Below are 17,515 nucleotides of genomic sequence, written 5' to 3' on the forward strand. Positions count from 1 at the left end.
AATTTATCTTTTGCAATATTTTTTGAAAATTGAATTAAATATTCATAATCCATTTTTTAAAATATTTTAAACACATCTTAATACGATAATTAAAATAATCTCCTCAATAATAATTTTTGTTTTTAGATTTTATCTTGATTTTGACTTGAATAATTTTTTCTCTTTTTTACTATTAATTTAGGTAAACTCATTGTTTTAAATTATCTTTATTAGATCACTTCTATATAGTAAGTCTCCTGTAAGGAGACTTATTAGACTCATTTTTTATTAGATATTGACCACTTTAACAATAATAGTCTGAGTATCTTCCTGCTCTTCAGCTAGATGTAAACGTTTAAGCTCCTTGCTTATCACTTTAAACTGTAAGTTCTGATAAGAAAGCGTGCCTGGAATCTGATCAAAATATTGACCATCAGCATCGATTTCTTCCTGAAATAACGGTGTTCCCAATTGATAGTCAAGACTTTTCAAGACAACATATTTTACTGTGGTTTGCATTCCAACGCCCTACTTTTACTAAGCACTTTATTTTTATTTTTACCACTGTTCCGCCTGAGAAGAAACCTCTATTTATGAAAATAGCGCAAGCTTTAACCACTCAGACTTTAAAGTCCAAACAACATGAAATTACACTTATCTCTGAAAATAGTTTTAATTTTCATAAAAATATAAATATACTTGAAGTTAATGGATGGAAAAATCTGTCTAGATTGATCGACAATCACTCCCACAAAGAAATAGAGAGACTATGATAAAGACCTGTTGCAGCTTACTCGAAGAGAAAAATATAAAAATTGCCTTTATCGAAAGCGCAAGTTCTGGATATCTCAGCAGCCAGTTCTCCATCTGTAAAGGTGAAGGTGCCGAAATGCTGCTTGGTGGTTTGATCTGTTACGATGTAAGTGTCAAGACTTCAGTATTGGGTATCTCTAAAACCTTGATTAATAGTCATACTGCCGAATCTATGCCGGTAACTGTTGCGCTGGCGGAAGCAGGTAAAAAAATGTTTCGTAATGCTGACTGGATTATCGCCTGTACCGGATTGCTTAAACCAGGTGGTAGCGCGACACCAGAGAAACCGGAAGGAACATTTTTTGTGGCCATTAATGATGGCACGCAAATCCATCAGTTTCAGTATTATCTCAAAGGCTCACCACTTGAACGCCTCAACAAACTGTCGGCAGCGGTTGCACATGACATGATCAATCTGCTGAATAACCGCTAAGCTTTCAAAGTTACTGTGTAGCCTGAATAAGCTTCATTATTTCTACCGTATTTTAGGATAGATTGGCATGATTAGTTGCCAATCTATTTTTTTGAGAGTGGAATGACCATGAATATTAAAACCGCACTGCTTCTGCTCCCTCTTAGCTTGCCCGGTCTGGCTTTCGCTACAGTAGGCGGCCCACAAAATATTGAAGTTTTAGGCTATGAAGTCAAAGAACAAAAACTTTATATCCTTCGTCATTACCTTGATGGTCGTGGACGCTTGCCTCAACTGTATTATTATAATTTTAAATCTAAAACACCGAATCAGCTGATTCAGGTCAATTCCTTATATATCAATCCTAAAACCAAGCGCATCGATTATGATCAAGACAGTCGCAAGTTTGATCAGGACATTGCCAAAATCAAAAAACGTTTAGTCCCATTGAGTCCGATTCAAAAATCAAAGCCACAGCTTAAGGTGTTAAAGACAACGAAAGGTAGCGCGCCTGCCTGGCATGATCCGAATGAAAAAGTGCCAAAATGGACCTATCAATATCAAGTGAAATCTGGCGCACAAAAAAGCCCGGTTCAGCAAGCAGTCAGTTATCAGCAAGGCTTGAAAATTAGCCAAGCCTATAAAGTTCCGAGACAGAATAAAACTCTGGTGACAGTCAAGTATCTAGGTATTCCTTTTGAAACAGGTTATAGCCTTGAAGATCCCGTACTCTTAAACTAATAATACAAATTCAATAAAAAATAAGGTCTCAGAGGAGACCTTATTTTTTCTAAGAGCTTAAGAGATTAAGCCGCTGTAGAACGCTCAGCGATTGGCACTACTTTACGCAACTCTGGACCGGTATAGTCTGCGCTTGGACGGATAATACGGTTGTCTGCACGTTGTTCCATCACATGCGCTGCCCAGCCTGTCACACGTGACATAACAAAGATCGGGGTAAACAGCTTGGTTGGAATGCCCATGAAATGATAAGCCGAAGCATGGAAGAAATCCGCATTACAGAATAATTTCTTCTCACGCCACATGACTTCTTCACAGCGCACTGAGACTGGATACAGTACCGTGTCACCGACATCTTTGGCCAAACGCTCAGACCAGACTTTAATAATGCCATTACGCGGATCATTGTCCTTATAGATCGCATGACCGAAGCCCATGATTTTTTCTTTACGTTCCAGCATGCCCAGCATTTCACGTTCAGCTTCTTCAGGCGACTTCCAGTTTTCGATCATGTCCATCGCAGCTTCGTTGGCACCGCCATGTAGAGGGCCACGCAAGGAACCGATTGCACCGGTAATACAGGAATGCATATCGGACAGCGTTGATGCACACACACGAGCGGTAAAAGTTGAAGCGTTAAATTCATGCTCTGCATACAGAATCAAGGAAACATTCATTACCTGTTCATGTAGCTCATTTGGTTTTTCACCATGCAGAAGATGCAGGAACTGTGCACCAATTGAAGCATCGTCAGTATTTTCTTCAATACGCACGCCGTCATGGCTATAACGATACCAGTAACAAATGATTGCCGGCAAAGTTGCCAAAATACGGTCTGCGATATCCTGTTGCTGCTCAAAAGACTGCTCAGTTTCAAGATTTCCCAGCATGGAAACACCAGTACGCATCACATCCATTGGGTGTGAATCGGCAGGAATACGCTCAAGCACTTCTTTTAACGCCTGGGGTAAAGTGCGTAATGATTTCAGTTTAGCTTTATAGGCGGCCAATTGCTCTGCTGTCGGCAATTCGCCAAAGAAAATCAGATAAGCGACTTCTTCAAACTGGCAATGTTCCGCCAGATCCTGCACGTCATAGCCGCGATAGGTCAGGCCTGCGCCACTTTTGCCTACTGTTGAAAGTGAGGTTTTACCTGCCACTTGTCCGCGCAATCCTGCGCCGGTGAGTACTTTTCCTTCAGCCATTTTTTTAATTCTCCTGTTTAAACAGTTTATCTAATGTGTCTTCGAAGCTGTGATAATCTAAAAATTCGTAGAGTTCTTTTCGTTGTTGCATGAGATCCAGAACATTTACCTGAGTGCCGTGTTCACGTACCGACCGCATCACCTCAAGTGCGGCTTTTTGCATTGCACGCGTCGCTGACAATGGATACAGCACCATGCCAATACCCTGCTCCGCCAGTTCATCAACTGTGTAATACGGTGTATCACCAAATTCGGTAATATTCGCCAGGACGGGCACACCGACTGCATCACATACTGTACGGTACATGGTAATATCGGTCATTGCTTCGGCAAATATTGCATCAGCACCGGCTTCAACACAGGCACAAGCACGATCAATCACGGCTTGCAGGCCTTCTTTTTGCAGCGCATCGGTACGCGCCATTACCACAAAGTTTGAATCGGTTTTCGCATCTACAGCAGCTTTGATACGATCGACCATTTCCTGTTGCGATACGATTTCTTTATTTGGACGGTGACCACAACGTTTCTGTGCAACCTGATCTTCAATATGAACTGCAGCGGCTCCTGCTGCAATCATCTGCTTGATCGTGCGGGCAATATTTAATGCACCGCCCCATCCGGTATCAATATCGACCAATAAAGGGGTATCGACACGCTCGGTAATGCGGCGTACATCTTCAAGAACATTATCCAGGCTGGTCATACCCAGATCAGGCAAACCATAAGAATAATTTGCGACTCCGGCACCTGATAAATAAATGGCTTTATAACCGACCTGTTTGGCCATCATGGCAGCATAGGCATTTACCGTGCCCATAATTTGCAATGGTTTCTCGACTTCAAGTGCTTGTCTAAATCTTGAACCTGCAGAGATTTGTTCTGTCATCTTCCTTTTCCACAGTCTTGGCTATAATTATTGAAATTCGAGTATACCCATTTGGTTTGCTCATTCCATAACCCGATAGAACAAATACTCTAAAACTTTAGTCAAATTTTCAAGTTTTGTTCTCACTAATTTTTTAAATACTGCACCTCTCTGGTGCGATTATGAAATATGCGCATATTTTTGTTATGATGGCAGTTCAATCCTTATTGACATGTTGATATATATCTCCTATGCAAGACCTCTCCCTAGAACCGCTCGCTAAAGACCTGCCGCAAACCAAACGCGGTCATGAGCGTTGTATTGCTTTACTAAACAGTGCAACCGAGCTGTTTCTGGAACGGGGTTATGATGCTGTCTCTCTGGATGATATCGTGCAGCATGCCGGTGGTTCCAAAGCATCTATTTATAAATACTTTGGTAATAAAGAAGGTTTGTTTAAAGCCATCTGTGATTACCGCCGTATCAAGTTTTTTGAAGATATCAGTATTCCCATTGAACTGATGGCACTGGATTTTCGTAGTTATTTGGTACACACCTTGCTCAATTTTTATCATCAGATCATGCAACCAGAGAATTCCGCTTTTATGCGTCTGGTTCTGGAACAGAGTCAGCGTAATCCTGAGCTCGCCCAGCATATTCATGAGCGTGGCCCAGTGCATGTACAAAGTGCCATTGCAACGGCTTTAGAACAAGCAGATGTACAAGGTTTATTACATTGCGAAAATCCTCAATATTCAGCACAGCTGTATTTTGGTATTTTACGCAATCTGGAATGGCGCATCCTGATGGGAATTCCGGTACAGGAAGATGATCAGGAAATCGACAAATACATCAGTTATTGTGTAGATCGCTTTTTAGACGGTCATCAAAAAGTCTAGTTTTTTTGCATTTTTGACTGCTTATAGTATATTAGCCGATTCCGTATTTTTTCTTAAACTAACCAACAACTGATTGTTGATCGAGTTTTTCGGCAATTATTGTGGAGTAACGAATGGCTCTCCGTCACTTTCTCACCTTACGCGATTTATCAACTTTAGAACTTAACCAGATTTTACAACGCGCAATTGAGCTTAAGCGCAAACAGCATAACAATGAAGTATTCCAACCATTTGTTGGTAAAGTGATGGGCATGATTTTTGAGAAATCCAGTACCCGTACGCGTGTTTCGTTTGAAGCTGGCATGAGCCAATTTGGCGGTAGCGCAATTTTTCTTTCTTCACGCGATACCCAGTTAGGCCGTGGTGAACCGATTGAAGATTCTGCACGCGTGATTTCAAGTATGCTGGATATCGTGATGATCCGTACTTTTGGTCATGATATCGTTGAACGTTTTGCATCCTATTCTAAAGTTCCAGTGATCAATGCGCTGACTGATGATCACCACCCTTGCCAGCTGCTTGCCGACATGCAGACTTACCTGGAACATCGCGGTTCAATCGAAGGTAAAACTGTGGCCTGGATTGGTGACGGCAATAACATGTGTAATTCTTATATTGAAGCAGCACACATGTGGGGCTTTAAGCTGAAAGTGGCTGCACCGAAAGGTTATGAACCGCAGCAACAGTTCCTGTCTGAATTCGCGCATTGTGTCGAGCTGGTAGATACTGCTGAAGATGCAGCCGTGAATGCCGATCTGATCGTGACTGACGTTTGGGCCAGCATGGGTCAGGAAGAAGAACAGAAAATCCGTGAAAAAGCATTTGCAGACTACCAAGTCAATGAACGCTTGATGGATCTTGCGCATCCAGACTGTCTGTTCATGCACTGTCTGCCAGCGCATCGTGGTGAAGAAATTTCAGAAAATCTGCTTGACCATAAAAATGCTGTGGTTTGGGATGAAGCTGAAAATCGTCTGCATGCACAAAAAGCGCTGGTTGAATTTCTGCTCAATGAAAACCTGAAAAAAGACTGATAATTTATAAACTATGAAAAAGCACCTCCCGAGGTGCTTTTTTGATTTTCCACTTCCTAAAGATCATCTTTTAGATATTGAGCTTCTTTAGGAAGTTGCCAGCTGCAGAAGAAACATATAATCAAAATCACGATCACATAGACAAAGAAACTGTTTTCTATTCCTGCTGCCTTAAACTGTAGTGCGACAGAGGGTGCGGAGCCACCAAAGACCGCATTCCCAACAGCATAGGAAAAGCCCACCCCAAGCGCACGCACATAAGGTGGAAACAATTCTGCTTTTACAATACCGCTAATAGAGGTATAGAAACTAAGTATCATCATTAGAAAGATCAGCAGAAGCGCTACAATCATGGGAGAGCTGCTGAAGGCACGCATACCGAGCACCATGACGGGATAAATCGCAATAGCCATCAGACTGCTAAACAGTAGCATTGAGTTTCTTCGTCCAATACGGTCGGACAGCATGCCAAAAAAGGGTTGTGCTATCATGAGAATAAAGATAGACGCTGTCATAATCAGTCCTACGGTTTTGGCATCAATCCCAATATTGGTCAGATAAGTTTTTGAGTAAACCGTGATCACATAGAAACTCAAAGAACCTGCTGAAGTCAAACCAACGACCAGCAAAAAGGTTTTCCAGTGATTTTTAAATAGCTCTTTAAGTGTGCCGGATTCCTGCTTTTCACTATCTTCATGCGATAAAGTTTCTTCAAGCCGGCTACGTGCCAGTAAAGAAGCAAGTGCAGCCACGCCACCTATAACAAAAGGAATACGCCAACCTCCATCTTGTAACTGCTGTTCCGTCATCATATTCAAGAAAATGACGCCCAACAAGCTTGCCAAGAGTTGACCACCAGTTAAGGTTACATATTGAAAAGAAGAAAAGAATCCACGTTGACCCTTGAGGCCGAGTTCACTCATATAAGTTGCGACTGCACCATATTCCCCCCCTACAGACAAGCCCTGTAGCAGACGTACAAGTAGCAACAGAAAAGGAGCTATCATTCCGACTTGTTCATAGGTAGGTAAAGCCGCAAACAGGAAAGAGCTCAATGCCATCAAACAGATTGAAATAACCATCGACTTCTTGCGGCCATATTTATCCGCAATACGCCCAAATAACCAACTACCAATGGGACGCATGAAAAAGCTGGCTGCAAATACTCCCCAAACGTAAATCGCCTGGGCAGAACTTTCCATTCCAGGAGCGGTTAATGCATGGGTAAAATACACTGCAAATACAGCATAAATGTAGAAATCAAACCATTCGACCAGGTTACCAGAAGCTGCTCCAACAACACCTTTAATTCGACTAATTTTTTCTTGTCTAGTATAAGTTTGGTTCAAAATACGACATCCTTATTTTAATTATTCAGGTTCAAAATTTATAGGTATTAGGCATATATCTTCCTACTAACTGTTTCCCCTTCTCCAGAAACCCAAGCTAGAGCTATTACTTTTTATTGTAGATTTTTTATAAATATAAGCTTTGCTGAATAGTCAGACAAAATAATAAGTGTAATTTTTGATGAGTTTTTTGAAGCTGAAATATGAAAATTCTAATACTCATAGGCAAATATTGTTACTAAAACTTAGCGCTTAAGTATTCGCTATGAAATTAAAGTTGTGTGTTGTTTCTATTCATGGCATGTTTCTATTTTTCTCATAAAGTTAACGTAATTTCTGTGATTCATATGAAATATAATATTAAGCTACTCAGCGTTTTAGGACTTGGTCTCGGTCTACTCACAACAAATGTAAATGCTTCCGAATTTGATCAATATCTTCATAAAAAAGGGATTCTCGACAGTAGCTTTAAAATTAAGAAAAAAGCTGAACTGAATGAATTGCTGACAGTACTGAGCGCAGAAGATTCCAGAACCTTGCCTCTGCAAATTGACCAGAATACAGTGATTGAACAATTGCAGCTAAGCGCTAATAAAACCACGCTAAAAGGAATGATTACCACACCCGACTTCAGCCAGTTTGAAAAAGACCTCGGGCGCAAAGAGGTGATGAAAGTAATTCGTAATAATCTGCTCAATAATTGTGAAATTTTCTTTGAACATCGTTATCAGATTGAGAACCCTTACAAGGTTGAACTTACATTGAACTCGCAAACGCAAACTTATAAGACTGCTATTTCCCAGAAAGATTGCAAATTGAAATAGTCTAAATATATAAGAAATTTCGGGTGATTCGATTACAGAATTTAGAAAACAAAAAAGGTAGCTTTGGCTGCCTTTTTTGATGAACTTTTTTATCGAGGTGTACTCCGATTAACGTACTAAGCCTTGTGGTTGCAAAATAATAATTAATGCGCCCAGTATGACCACCATACCGCCAAGCAGATCCCAACGTGACAGCGTCACTTGATCAATGAAGCGCAACCACATCAGGGCAGAAAAAATATAAATACCACCATATGCTGCATAGATCCTTCCCGAAGCAGCCGGATGTAAGGTTAATAGCCAGACAAAGATCGCTAAAGCCAGAGCTGTCGGAATCCACAACCAATGGCTTTTTCCCTGATTTAAAATTAGATAAGGAAAATAACAGCCTAAAATTTCCATCAATGCTGTGACCAAAAACAGGAAAAATGTCGTGAACAACTTGGTAATTTGAATATCCATAATTTATCTTTTGAACTAGATGAATGAGTTTAATGCTTTAAAATATGAATGCATGAAAAAACCCGTGCAAGCACGGGTTTAATCTTTTTCGTCAATTAGGCCGGTTCAGCTGTCTGGTCTTCAAAAACTTCAAGTTTTAAGCCGACTGCCTTACCATTTTCTTTCTTAACAGACACCGCAACATTACCACCATTTTCAGCCAGCTCACCAAACAGGATCATTTCAGCCAACGGTTTTTTCAGGTGTTCCTGAATCAGACGCTGCATTGGACGTGCACCCATCAAACGGTCATAGCCATGTTCAGCCATCCATTCACGTGCGCTCTGATCCACTTCGAGCATGACTTTTTTATCATCCAGTTGTGCCTGGAGTTCTGTCAGGAATTTATCTACAACATTTTCAATAATGCTGCTTGGTAATGCCTTGAACTGAATCACGCCGTCGAGACGGTTACGGAATTCCGGCGAGAAGGCTTTCTTCATCGCTTCCTGATTATCGTTACTATTGTCTTGTTCCATGAAACCGATGCTGGCACGAGAAATACTCTCAGCACCAATATTGGTGGTCAGTACCAAGACCACGTTACGGAAGTCAGATTTACGCCCGTTATTATCGGTCAATGAACCATGGTCCATGATCTGCAATAACAGGTTAAATACATCTGGATGTGCTTTTTCGATTTCATCAAGAAGTAATACACAGTGCGGATTTTTGTGAATCGCATCGGTGAGCAAGCCACCCTGATCAAAACCGACATAGCCGGGAGGTGCGCCGATCAGACGGGACACTGCATGGCGTTCCATGTATTCCGACATATCAAAACGCACCAGTTCCACACCCATCTGTTTCGCGAGCTGCTTGGTCACTTCGGTTTTACCAACACCTGTAGGACCCGCAAAGACAAAACTACCTACAGGCTTATCTGGAGACTTCAAACCGGCACGTGACAACTTAATTGCAGATGCCAAGGCCTCAATAGCTTCATCCTGTCCAAACACCACACGTTTCAGATCTCGCTCAAGATTTTCCAGCACACTCTTGTCATCTTTAGAGACCGTTTTTGGTGGAATACGCGCAATTTTAGAAACGATGTCTTCAATATTTTCTACCGTAATTAAACTGTCATCTTGCTCCGCTTTAAGACGGCGCTGTGCACCGGCTTCATCAATCACATCAATCGCTTTATCTGGCAGGAAGCGGTCGTTGATAAATTTTGCAGATAGCTCTACTGCAGATACCAGAGCTTGATCGTCATACTCCACATGATGGAAATCTTCAAATTTCGATTTCAGACCACGTAGGATATCAATGGTTTCTGAAATAGAGGGTTCATTCACATCAATTTTCTGGAAACGGCGTGATAAAGCATGATCTTTCTCAAAGACCTGGCGGTATTCCTGGAAAGTGGTTGAGCCAATGCAACGTAAAGAACCATTTGCCAGCGCCGGTTTGATCAGATTCGATGCGTCCATAGTGCTGCCCATGCTCGAACCTGCACCAATAATCATGTGAATTTCATCAATAAACAGCACTGCTTCTGGTTTCTTTTTCAACGCATTTAAAAGCTGTTTCAAGCGTTTTTCAAAATCACCACGGTATTTGGTTCCTGCTACCAAAGCACCAATATCCAGGCTGAAGATTTCAGCATTTTCCAAGGGTTTTGGCGCTTTACCATTAACAATCAACCAGGCCAGACCTTCAGCAATCGAGGTTTTACCAACTCCCGGATCACCGACAAGCAGCGGGTTATTTTTACGACGGCGGCAAAGGATTTGCGCGGCACGCTCAATTTCTTTTTCACGACCAATCAGTGGATCAGTCTTGCCTTTTTGTGCTTCCACATTCAGGTTAGTCGTATAAAGCTCAAGTGGACCTGAACTCGCTGAAGATGTGGATTCGCCATCTAGGTCCTCAATCTCTTCTTCAGATTGCACGTCTTCTTTACGCGTACCATGAGACAAGTACTGGGTCAGCGTCAATCGGTTAATCTGATGGCGTTTCAGCAGATAGACCGCAAATGAATCACGCTCAGAATACATGGCTACCAGAATATCGGCACCTTCTACAGTACGATCACCGCCGCTTGACTGCACGTGAAAAATCGCGCGTTGCAAGATCCGGTCAAAGCTTTCTGTCGGGTGTGGTGCCTGGTCACTATTTTCACCAAGTTTAGGGGTATGTTGTTCTACGTACTCTTCTAATTCCTTACGCAGCACGATAATATCCGCGCCACATGCTTTCAGGGCATTTACGGCGGAATCATTGTCGAGCAAGGCCAACAATAAATGTTCTACGGTCAGGAACTCATGTCTCTTTTGACGAGCCATGCTGACAGCCAAACGTAGTGATACTTCTAATTGACGACTGAGCATGTAACCCCCTTAATCTTTAGGCTCTATTTGGCAAAGTAACGGATGACCTTGTGATCGAGCATAATTATTGACTTGGTTCGCTTTGGTCTCCGCAATGTCTCGAGGATAGACCCCAGCTACACCCTTTCCTTCATAATGTACAGTTAGCATTACTTGTGTAGCTTGGTCAAGATTCATTGCAAAGTATTGTTGTAAAATTTCAATTACAAACTCCATCGGGGTGTAGTCATCATTTAATAAAACGACAGCATACAATGGAGGGCGTTTCAATTCTGGCGGCGCAGTCTGTACAGCCAAGTCAGAATCACCTTCTTCAGAAGGTTCATTTGCTAAACGGGGGCTGATATGCCAATCAACAATTCCAGACTCATTAAAAGAGTTTTTAATATCACTTAAACACATTTGACGTTTATTGCTTGGCATAAGATTTATATTTCACACTTAATTTGCATTTGCTTCGGTTTTCGGAATTTCTGACAAGGAGGCAGCCTGATTTTCGACTGCTTTGCCCTGTTCCCAACTAAAACGACGAATTACAGGTTTGGCACCAGTAAGACGCACTTCAATAAATTCAGGCTTAAAGCCTTTAGGCATGGTCCAGCGGCCTGTGAGTCGCTCATAATTTTCAAAATTGAAGTTTTTATCCTCTAATGGCACGACCAGAATTTCAGTGCCTTTAATCAGGCGCAATTCTACGCTACCTGAAGCACGGCTTTTACTTGGACTCACCTGCACCAGATCAATCTGATATTCAAAGGCATTTTCGGGTAAAGGTTTGATTGACAGATTTTGAACTGCCAATGCCAAACCACCACGCTGACGCAAAACCTCGCGATAAATGGTTCCCACGCTTTCAGCCTGAGTCTGTTCATCACGTGCCTTGGTCATGGCCAAATATAGATCATTAGCATTGCTGACCGCCAGATCACGTTCCTGAACCGCAGTATTCAAGTTTTTGTTCAATGTTTCCAGACTGGCTTTCTGTTTTTGTACCACTTCAACCAGTTGTTCCGCATCTGCATCAAAACCAACCGCAGTCAAACCTTGCCGATGCCCGACGGTATAGCCCAGTAGACCACTCCCAAGAATCAGAACAGCAGCACCGGTTACTAATGGTGTGTTGCCTTTCATCCATGATTTCTTTGTATCGGGTTCCTGAGCGATCGTCATGTTTAACTCATTATTCGGCATTTTGATCTCTGTTTGCTTTATACAAGACACACATTTAAATGCAAATCTAAATGTGTGTGAAGTTCTAATACGTTTTTTATGGTAATAAACCAATATTATTTAAGCCAGCATCTTCGGCAAAACCAAACATCAGGTTCATGTTCTGCACGGCCTGGCCTGCTGCACCCTTGACCAGATTGTCTTGTGCAACCAGAATGACCAGTTTAGCGGGTTGCGGCTTATACAGGGCAATACGCAACTGATTCGCTCCACGCACTGAACGAGTTTCAGGAGAACTGCCTGCTGGCATTACATCGACAAACTGTTCGTTGGCATAGAATGCTTCATACAGTGATTGAAGATCAGCTTGTTGACCTGCTTCAGTTAAATCGATATAGATGGTCGACAACATACCACGGATCATTGGCACCAAATGTGGTACAAATAAAATGTGATCAAACACATCTTTCTGACCTGAAATATTTTCCAGTGCTTCGACAATTTCAGGATGATGGCGATGACCCGCTACACCATAGGCTTTAAAGTTATCGGCATTTTCAGAATAAATCATGCCCAGACTAGCTTTACGACCTGCACCTGATACACCCGATTTGGCGTCGATAATAATGCTTTCAGGTTTCACCAATGCTTCAGCTGATTTCAAGACAGGTGCCAGACCCAACTGAACTGTGGTTGGATAACACCCCGGATTTCCGATGACACTGGCCTTTTTAATTTCTTCACGATTTAGCTCAGATAAACCGTATACAGAATCTTTTAACAGTTCTGGACATGCATGTTGCATGCCATACCATTTTTCAAACTGTCCAAGATTTTGTAAACGGAAATCTGCTGCCAAGTCAATCACTTTGGTATTTGCAGCAACCAGCTCTTCGGCATGTTTCATGGCGACACCATGCGGAGTTGCAAAGAAAACCACATCGCATGATTTTAATAGCTCAAGACTGAGATCAGAAAATTGCAGATCAGTATGTCCACGCAAACTTGGAAACATGTCATCTACACGACGGCCTGCTTCAGTACGTGATGTCAGTGCTGTTACATTTACATCTGGATGTCGCAGTAAAAGACGCAAAAGTTCAACGCCTGTATAACCTGTACCACCCACAATACCCACTGAAATCACGATGATTACCTCAAATAAATGTTGCCTTTTATAAGGCTAGTATGACAGGAAGTTATGCTTTTCTAAACCATTTTGCTGGGGTTTGCTGGTTTTTTATAGGCTTTCAAAAGGTCCATATAAAATTTGCATTAAAATTAGTATTTATTAGTGGTTAGTCTGCTTTTGCTGTTGACCAGCTGCAATAGCATAGATAAATCGTAAATAAAAATGCCGGCAATGCCAACAATACGATAGCGTCTAATCGAATAATAAATGGAATTAAGCCTATAATCGCTAGTAAAGTCCCCAGTGCTGAAATCCATTGAGAGATAGGCAGATGCTTCACCCATAAAATACTCATATAAAAAAGTACACCCCAGGCTACCATCCCCGCCAACATGAATAACCTGTATGGCCATGGATACACAATGGGCAGACTTGGATTAAAAATACTCATGAGAAAAAGTACATAAAAGAAAAGTGCGGGAATTGATAGCATAAAAATTAAAATACTTGTCAGTAAGCGGTTCATATTAGAATCTGATATTGTTTTTGTTATCTTTGGAGTTTAACCTAAAATTTAAAAGGCTAACAATAAACTGTACTAAAATGCTTAGGCTATTTTAATTAAAAAATAAAACCGCATGTGCGGTTTTATTTGACTTGATACATTAGACAACAAAAAAACCATGGGTTGCATCTTTCGTTAATTGATCGACCAAACCGTATTCCCAATCCAAATATGCCTGCATCGCTTCCAAAGCGTTGTCAGTTCCTTCATACGGCCGCTTATAACGGTCAATTTGTGGGGATAAGGCTCGGATATCATCAGAGGTTAATTCAAAGCCTGCTTGTTGCCAGCCCGTGTTGCCGCCATCGAGTACCCATATTTTCTGTTCTTGAGCTAAATACGGTGCAATTTCCTCAGCAGCATATTGCGCCAAAATTGCCGTGCTACAGGTCAGCACAATTACTTTTTTGGATTGAAATTCGGGCTCCTGAATCTTTTGAATCGCGTCAGCTTTTAATAACCATTGTGCACCGGGTAAATGGCCTTGCTTATAGTTTGCAAAGGTGGAGACATCCCAAATAGCAATATCCTCTTTCGCGAAGTGATTTAAGTCTTTAGCCGAAATAGTCTGGGCTAAATGCACATTTGGCAGTTTCGATTTCCAAACGCCCTGTTCTGTGAGGACCTGATTAAAATCGGTCTCTAGTACATACACCTCCCAGTTCATCTGCCCCAACCAAGATGCCGTCATATATGCTCTCACCAAAAGGTGATCAATTAAGACAATTCGTGCACCCCGTACTGCAGCAGTATGATCGGTTTCCTGTACCAGTTGACCACCCGCAACCCATCGTGATTCAGGTAAATGTCCCTGTATATATTCCTCTTCATCACGTACATCAAAAATATACGTCGTACGCGTCGTCTCTGTTTTAAATTCCTGTAGTTGTTCTAGGGTAATGGTTTTGACATGGGCTTTTTCTGCCAGTTCTTTAGCACTAAAAACCTGTTGCTCTGATATTGGAGCAATTTGATCTTTATACGAGCGTTGCTGACCGTGCTCTAAGTTCTGGCCTGCTAACGTCCAGCCAATAGTCCCATTCCGCAATGCATAAACAGGATGTGGGATTTTGGCATTGATTAAAGACTGGGTGCCAATAATACTCCGGGTTCGTCCAGCGCAATTTACAAGAATCGTGGTATTTTCATTTTTGACCAAGGCTGGTGCACGTAAAACCAGTTCAGCACCCGGTACGCTTCTCCCGGTTGGGATACTCATAGTCTGATATTCATCGAAACGACGTGCATCTAGGATAATAATATTATCATTCGCATCGATTTTAGCCTGTACATCTTCTGCACTTAGAGACGGCGTATGTTTAAAGTGCTCTACCCATTCACCAAATGCTTTACTCGCAGAGTTCACATCAATAAATAACTCACCACCCTCCTGCTGCCAGGCTCTGACTCCGCCTACCAGGACATAAACCTGGGTGTAACCATACTGTGCTAATTTTTCTGCTGCGCGTTCAACCCGACCATCATTATCATCATAAAGAACGACTGTCGTTTCTAAGCGTGGAACACGATTTAAGATTTCTACTTCTAAACGTGATAGGGAAATATTGGTGGCAAACAAAGGATGTGCTTGAGCATAAATGTGCTCCTCACGTAAATCGACAATAGCGATTTCTTTACCCGCCAGTAAAATTTCTCGGATTTGAACAGCATTTAATGCTGGAATATTTGACATAAATGACTCAGATTTGCTTAGGCTATTTTATTAAATATTAGAAGTCTCAATATGAATTGAGACTTCTAAAAGTTTATTTCGCTTTAAAAATGTCGGATGCTTTTGCATCGATGGTGTGTGGAATTAGCTTTTCATTAAAGAATGCATCAGAAATCTGTTGCTGTTCCGCCATATCTTCTGCAATAACGTTTTGCACGTTATAGCTACGATTAGCATTGGCTTGAAGTACAACGTCTGTAGGCAAGTTACCCCATAATGGCGCCAAAATTTTTGCTGCATCCTCAGGGTTTGCCTTCACCCAAGCTGCTTTTTCTTCAAGTGTTTGAATGATGGTATTGAGAATCGCCGGATTTTCCTGTGCAAATTTCTGAGCAGTCAAGTAGTAACGAATATAATTAGCATGACCTTCACCTGATGCCAAAACTTTTGCATTCTGAAGTACTGTACCACTTGAAACATACGGCTCCCATGTCACCCATGCATCTACACCGCCATGTTCAAATGCTGCACGGCCATCTGCCGGACTTAACCACGCTGGCGTAATGTCTTTAAAACTTAAACCTGCTTGGTTTAAGGCTGCGATGAGCAAATAATGGCTACCAGCAGCTTTAGTTACCGCAATTTTCTTGCCTTTTAAATCTGCAATAGTTTGAATTTTTGAGTTTTTCGGAATTAAAATTGCTTGTGCATTTGGAGATGCAGTTTCTTTTGCATAATAAGTGAGTTTTGCTTGAGCCGCCTGTGCGAATACAGGAACCGTATCTGCCACATCTGCAGTCACATCTACACTTCCTACATTAAGCGCTTCTAACAGCGGTTGACCACTGGTAAATTCGTGCCAGCTGACTTTGACATTTTTTTCAGCCAGTTTTTTCTCAAGTTCACCAGACTCTTTAAGTAAAGTCATTAAAGTAGATGAACGTTGATAGCCGATACGTACATTCTCGGCTTTATAAACCGCATCATCTGCTTCTGGTGAAGATTGTGCATTATCAGGCTTGCTACAAGCGCTTAAAAGTACGCTAAAAATTAAAGAGAAAACACATAAAAATCTAGAATAAACCATCGCGGTTTCCCCATCCAATAACCGCAGTGAAAAAACCAATGCGATCTGTTTAAATTGAAGGCATTCTAGAAAAGTGATATATGATTTAAAAATAATCTATTCTCATAAGGGATGCAGAAATTGTTCAAACATCCATCATATTTTTATCTCAAATAAATATCTAAAAATTAGAATTAGATTAAATTTGATGCCACCAATACGGTAAAGGTGTAGTTTTTAACAATTGACGATGAATTTTAAATTCTGGATCATGCTTCGCCACTTCTGTCCAGAAGCGTGGGCTATGATCAAAATGTTTAGTATGCGCCAGTTCATGTATAGCAACATAACGCGTGATATTTTCAGGAAACAATACCAGCGCGCTATTCAACATAATGTCATACCTGGCAGAGCAGCTACCCCATCGGGTTTTGGGCTGCCGAATGTTGCAAATACTGAATGGCAAATCACATTGCTGCGAGACAAGCTTTAAATATGGAGGAAGCTGTTTTTTTGCGTAGGCAATCACAAAAGCCTTTAAATATTCTTCAGGATGTCGGTCACTGATCCAAAGCTGTAAATTTTTATGATCAAAAATGAAGTTGTTCTTCTGGCTTTGATAAGAAATTTGTACAGGTTCTTTTAGATTGAATAACCGCAGCTCACTCGGTAGCGTCCGGTCAATATTTTCGATTTTTTCTTGCTGGGATTGCCAGGTTTTAATCAGCCAGCTTTCAGATTGCTCAATAAAATGCCGTATCTGTTTTTTGCTGCAAAAAACTGGAGCGGTAAGACGGATCTGGCTCGCATCGACACGCAAACGCAGCCGTGTTGAACGGACATTTCGGGTGATTTGAATTTCGGGTAAGTCGGATAAGGTCATTTTTTATATTTAATCATTTTTTTAATCCTCCCCAACCCTCCTTTGTTAAAGGAGGGAGAAAAGCCTTTA

The 17,515-nt window shown here is 41.5% G+C and carries 18 protein-coding genes; 5 read left to right on the plus strand and 13 right to left on the minus strand.

Annotated features, from left to right (window positions below; all coding sequences use genetic code 11):
• Positions 1-267 precede the first annotated feature (267 nt).
• A complete protein-coding gene (locus H9629_RS11980) occupies positions 268-498 on the minus strand; it encodes a hypothetical protein (protein WP_064096110.1) in 231 nt (76 codons plus the stop codon).
• Between the two features lie 250 nt (positions 499-748).
• Here H9629_RS11980 and H9629_RS11985 point away from each other — a divergent pair, with 250 nt between their 5' ends.
• Both H9629_RS11985 and H9629_RS11990 read left to right on the plus strand, forming a co-directional pair.
• On the plus strand, positions 749-1,225 hold the full coding sequence (locus tag H9629_RS11985) for a CinA family protein (RefSeq protein WP_191731162.1): 477 nt from the start codon (positions 749-751) through the stop codon (positions 1,223-1,225).
• A gap of 102 nt (positions 1,226-1,327) precedes the next feature.
• A complete protein-coding gene (locus tag H9629_RS11990) occupies positions 1,328-1,945 on the plus strand; it encodes an aminotransferase (RefSeq protein WP_081406360.1) in 618 nt (205 codons plus the stop codon).
• A 65-nt stretch (positions 1,946-2,010) separates the two neighbouring features.
• On the opposite strand, the gene prpC is transcribed toward H9629_RS11990, so the two are convergent.
• A complete protein-coding gene (gene prpC, locus H9629_RS11995) occupies positions 2,011-3,150 on the minus strand; it encodes a bifunctional 2-methylcitrate synthase/citrate synthase (protein WP_191731163.1) in 1,140 nt (379 codons plus the stop codon).
• Positions 3,151-3,154: 4 nt separating this feature from the next.
• Positions 3,155-4,039 (minus strand): methylisocitrate lyase, encoded by an 885-nt coding sequence (gene prpB / locus H9629_RS12000; protein WP_064102075.1) that lies wholly within the window; start codon positions 4,037-4,039, stop codon positions 3,155-3,157.
• A gap of 230 nt (positions 4,040-4,269) precedes the next feature.
• On the opposite strand from prpB, the gene H9629_RS12005 reads away from it, so the two are divergent.
• Entirely contained in the window at positions 4,270-4,917 is a 648-nt protein-coding gene (locus H9629_RS12005; protein ID WP_191731164.1) for a TetR/AcrR family transcriptional regulator, read from the plus strand.
• A gap of 113 nt (positions 4,918-5,030) precedes the next feature.
• Positions 5,031-5,951, plus strand: coding sequence for an ornithine carbamoyltransferase (gene argF / locus H9629_RS12010; protein ID WP_191731165.1), 921 nt, complete (start codon positions 5,031-5,033; stop codon positions 5,949-5,951).
• Positions 5,952-6,007: 56 nt separating this feature from the next.
• Here argF and H9629_RS12015 read toward each other — a convergent pair whose 3' ends face one another.
• The gene (locus H9629_RS12015) at positions 6,008-7,300 is read right to left on the minus strand and encodes an MFS transporter (RefSeq protein WP_191731166.1); all 1,293 of its coding nucleotides are present in this window, start codon (positions 7,298-7,300) and stop codon (positions 6,008-6,010) included.
• A gap of 347 nt (positions 7,301-7,647) precedes the next feature.
• On the opposite strand from H9629_RS12015, the gene H9629_RS12020 reads away from it, so the two are divergent.
• A complete protein-coding gene (locus H9629_RS12020; protein WP_064102169.1) occupies positions 7,648-8,124 on the plus strand; it encodes a hypothetical protein in 477 nt (158 codons plus the stop codon).
• 108 nt (positions 8,125-8,232) lie between these two features.
• Here the strand turns inward: H9629_RS12020 and H9629_RS12025 are convergent, their stop codons facing one another.
• From H9629_RS12025 to H9629_RS12065, 9 genes are all read right to left on the minus strand, one after another.
• Positions 8,233-8,586 (minus strand): YnfA family protein, encoded by a 354-nt coding sequence (locus tag H9629_RS12025; RefSeq protein ID WP_064102073.1) that lies wholly within the window; start codon positions 8,584-8,586, stop codon positions 8,233-8,235.
• A gap of 95 nt (positions 8,587-8,681) precedes the next feature.
• Complete coding sequence (gene clpA, locus H9629_RS12030; RefSeq protein ID WP_064096102.1) at positions 8,682-10,958, minus strand: ATP-dependent Clp protease ATP-binding subunit ClpA; 2,277 nt, start codon at positions 10,956-10,958, stop codon at positions 8,682-8,684.
• A gap of 9 nt (positions 10,959-10,967) precedes the next feature.
• Positions 10,968-11,381, minus strand: coding sequence for an ATP-dependent Clp protease adapter ClpS (clpS, locus tag H9629_RS12035; RefSeq protein ID WP_064102072.1), 414 nt, complete (start codon positions 11,379-11,381; stop codon positions 10,968-10,970).
• 18 nt (positions 11,382-11,399) lie between these two features.
• On the minus strand, positions 11,400-12,149 hold the full coding sequence (locus tag H9629_RS12040) for a DUF6776 family protein (RefSeq protein WP_064096100.1): 750 nt from the start codon (positions 12,147-12,149) through the stop codon (positions 11,400-11,402).
• Positions 12,150-12,225: 76 nt separating this feature from the next.
• A complete protein-coding gene (gene argC, locus H9629_RS12045; protein ID WP_171254951.1) occupies positions 12,226-13,281 on the minus strand; it encodes an N-acetyl-gamma-glutamyl-phosphate reductase in 1,056 nt (351 codons plus the stop codon).
• A 145-nt stretch (positions 13,282-13,426) separates the two neighbouring features.
• On the minus strand, positions 13,427-13,786 hold the full coding sequence (locus H9629_RS12050; protein WP_171254941.1) for a hypothetical protein: 360 nt from the start codon (positions 13,784-13,786) through the stop codon (positions 13,427-13,429).
• 139 nt (positions 13,787-13,925) lie between these two features.
• Positions 13,926-15,518, minus strand: coding sequence for a rhodanese-like domain-containing protein (locus tag H9629_RS12055; RefSeq protein ID WP_191731167.1), 1,593 nt, complete (start codon positions 15,516-15,518; stop codon positions 13,926-13,928).
• A 73-nt stretch (positions 15,519-15,591) separates the two neighbouring features.
• Complete coding sequence (locus H9629_RS12060) at positions 15,592-16,584, minus strand: aliphatic sulfonate ABC transporter substrate-binding protein (protein WP_191731168.1); 993 nt, start codon at positions 16,582-16,584, stop codon at positions 15,592-15,594.
• Between the two features lie 178 nt (positions 16,585-16,762).
• Positions 16,763-17,446, minus strand: coding sequence for a M48 family metallopeptidase (locus tag H9629_RS12065; RefSeq protein ID WP_191731169.1), 684 nt, complete (start codon positions 17,444-17,446; stop codon positions 16,763-16,765).
• Between the last annotated feature and the right edge of the window lie 69 nt (positions 17,447-17,515).

It is taken from the genome of Acinetobacter pecorum, from assembly GCF_014837015.1.
GTDB lineage: Bacteria > Pseudomonadota > Gammaproteobacteria > Pseudomonadales > Moraxellaceae > Acinetobacter > Acinetobacter pecorum.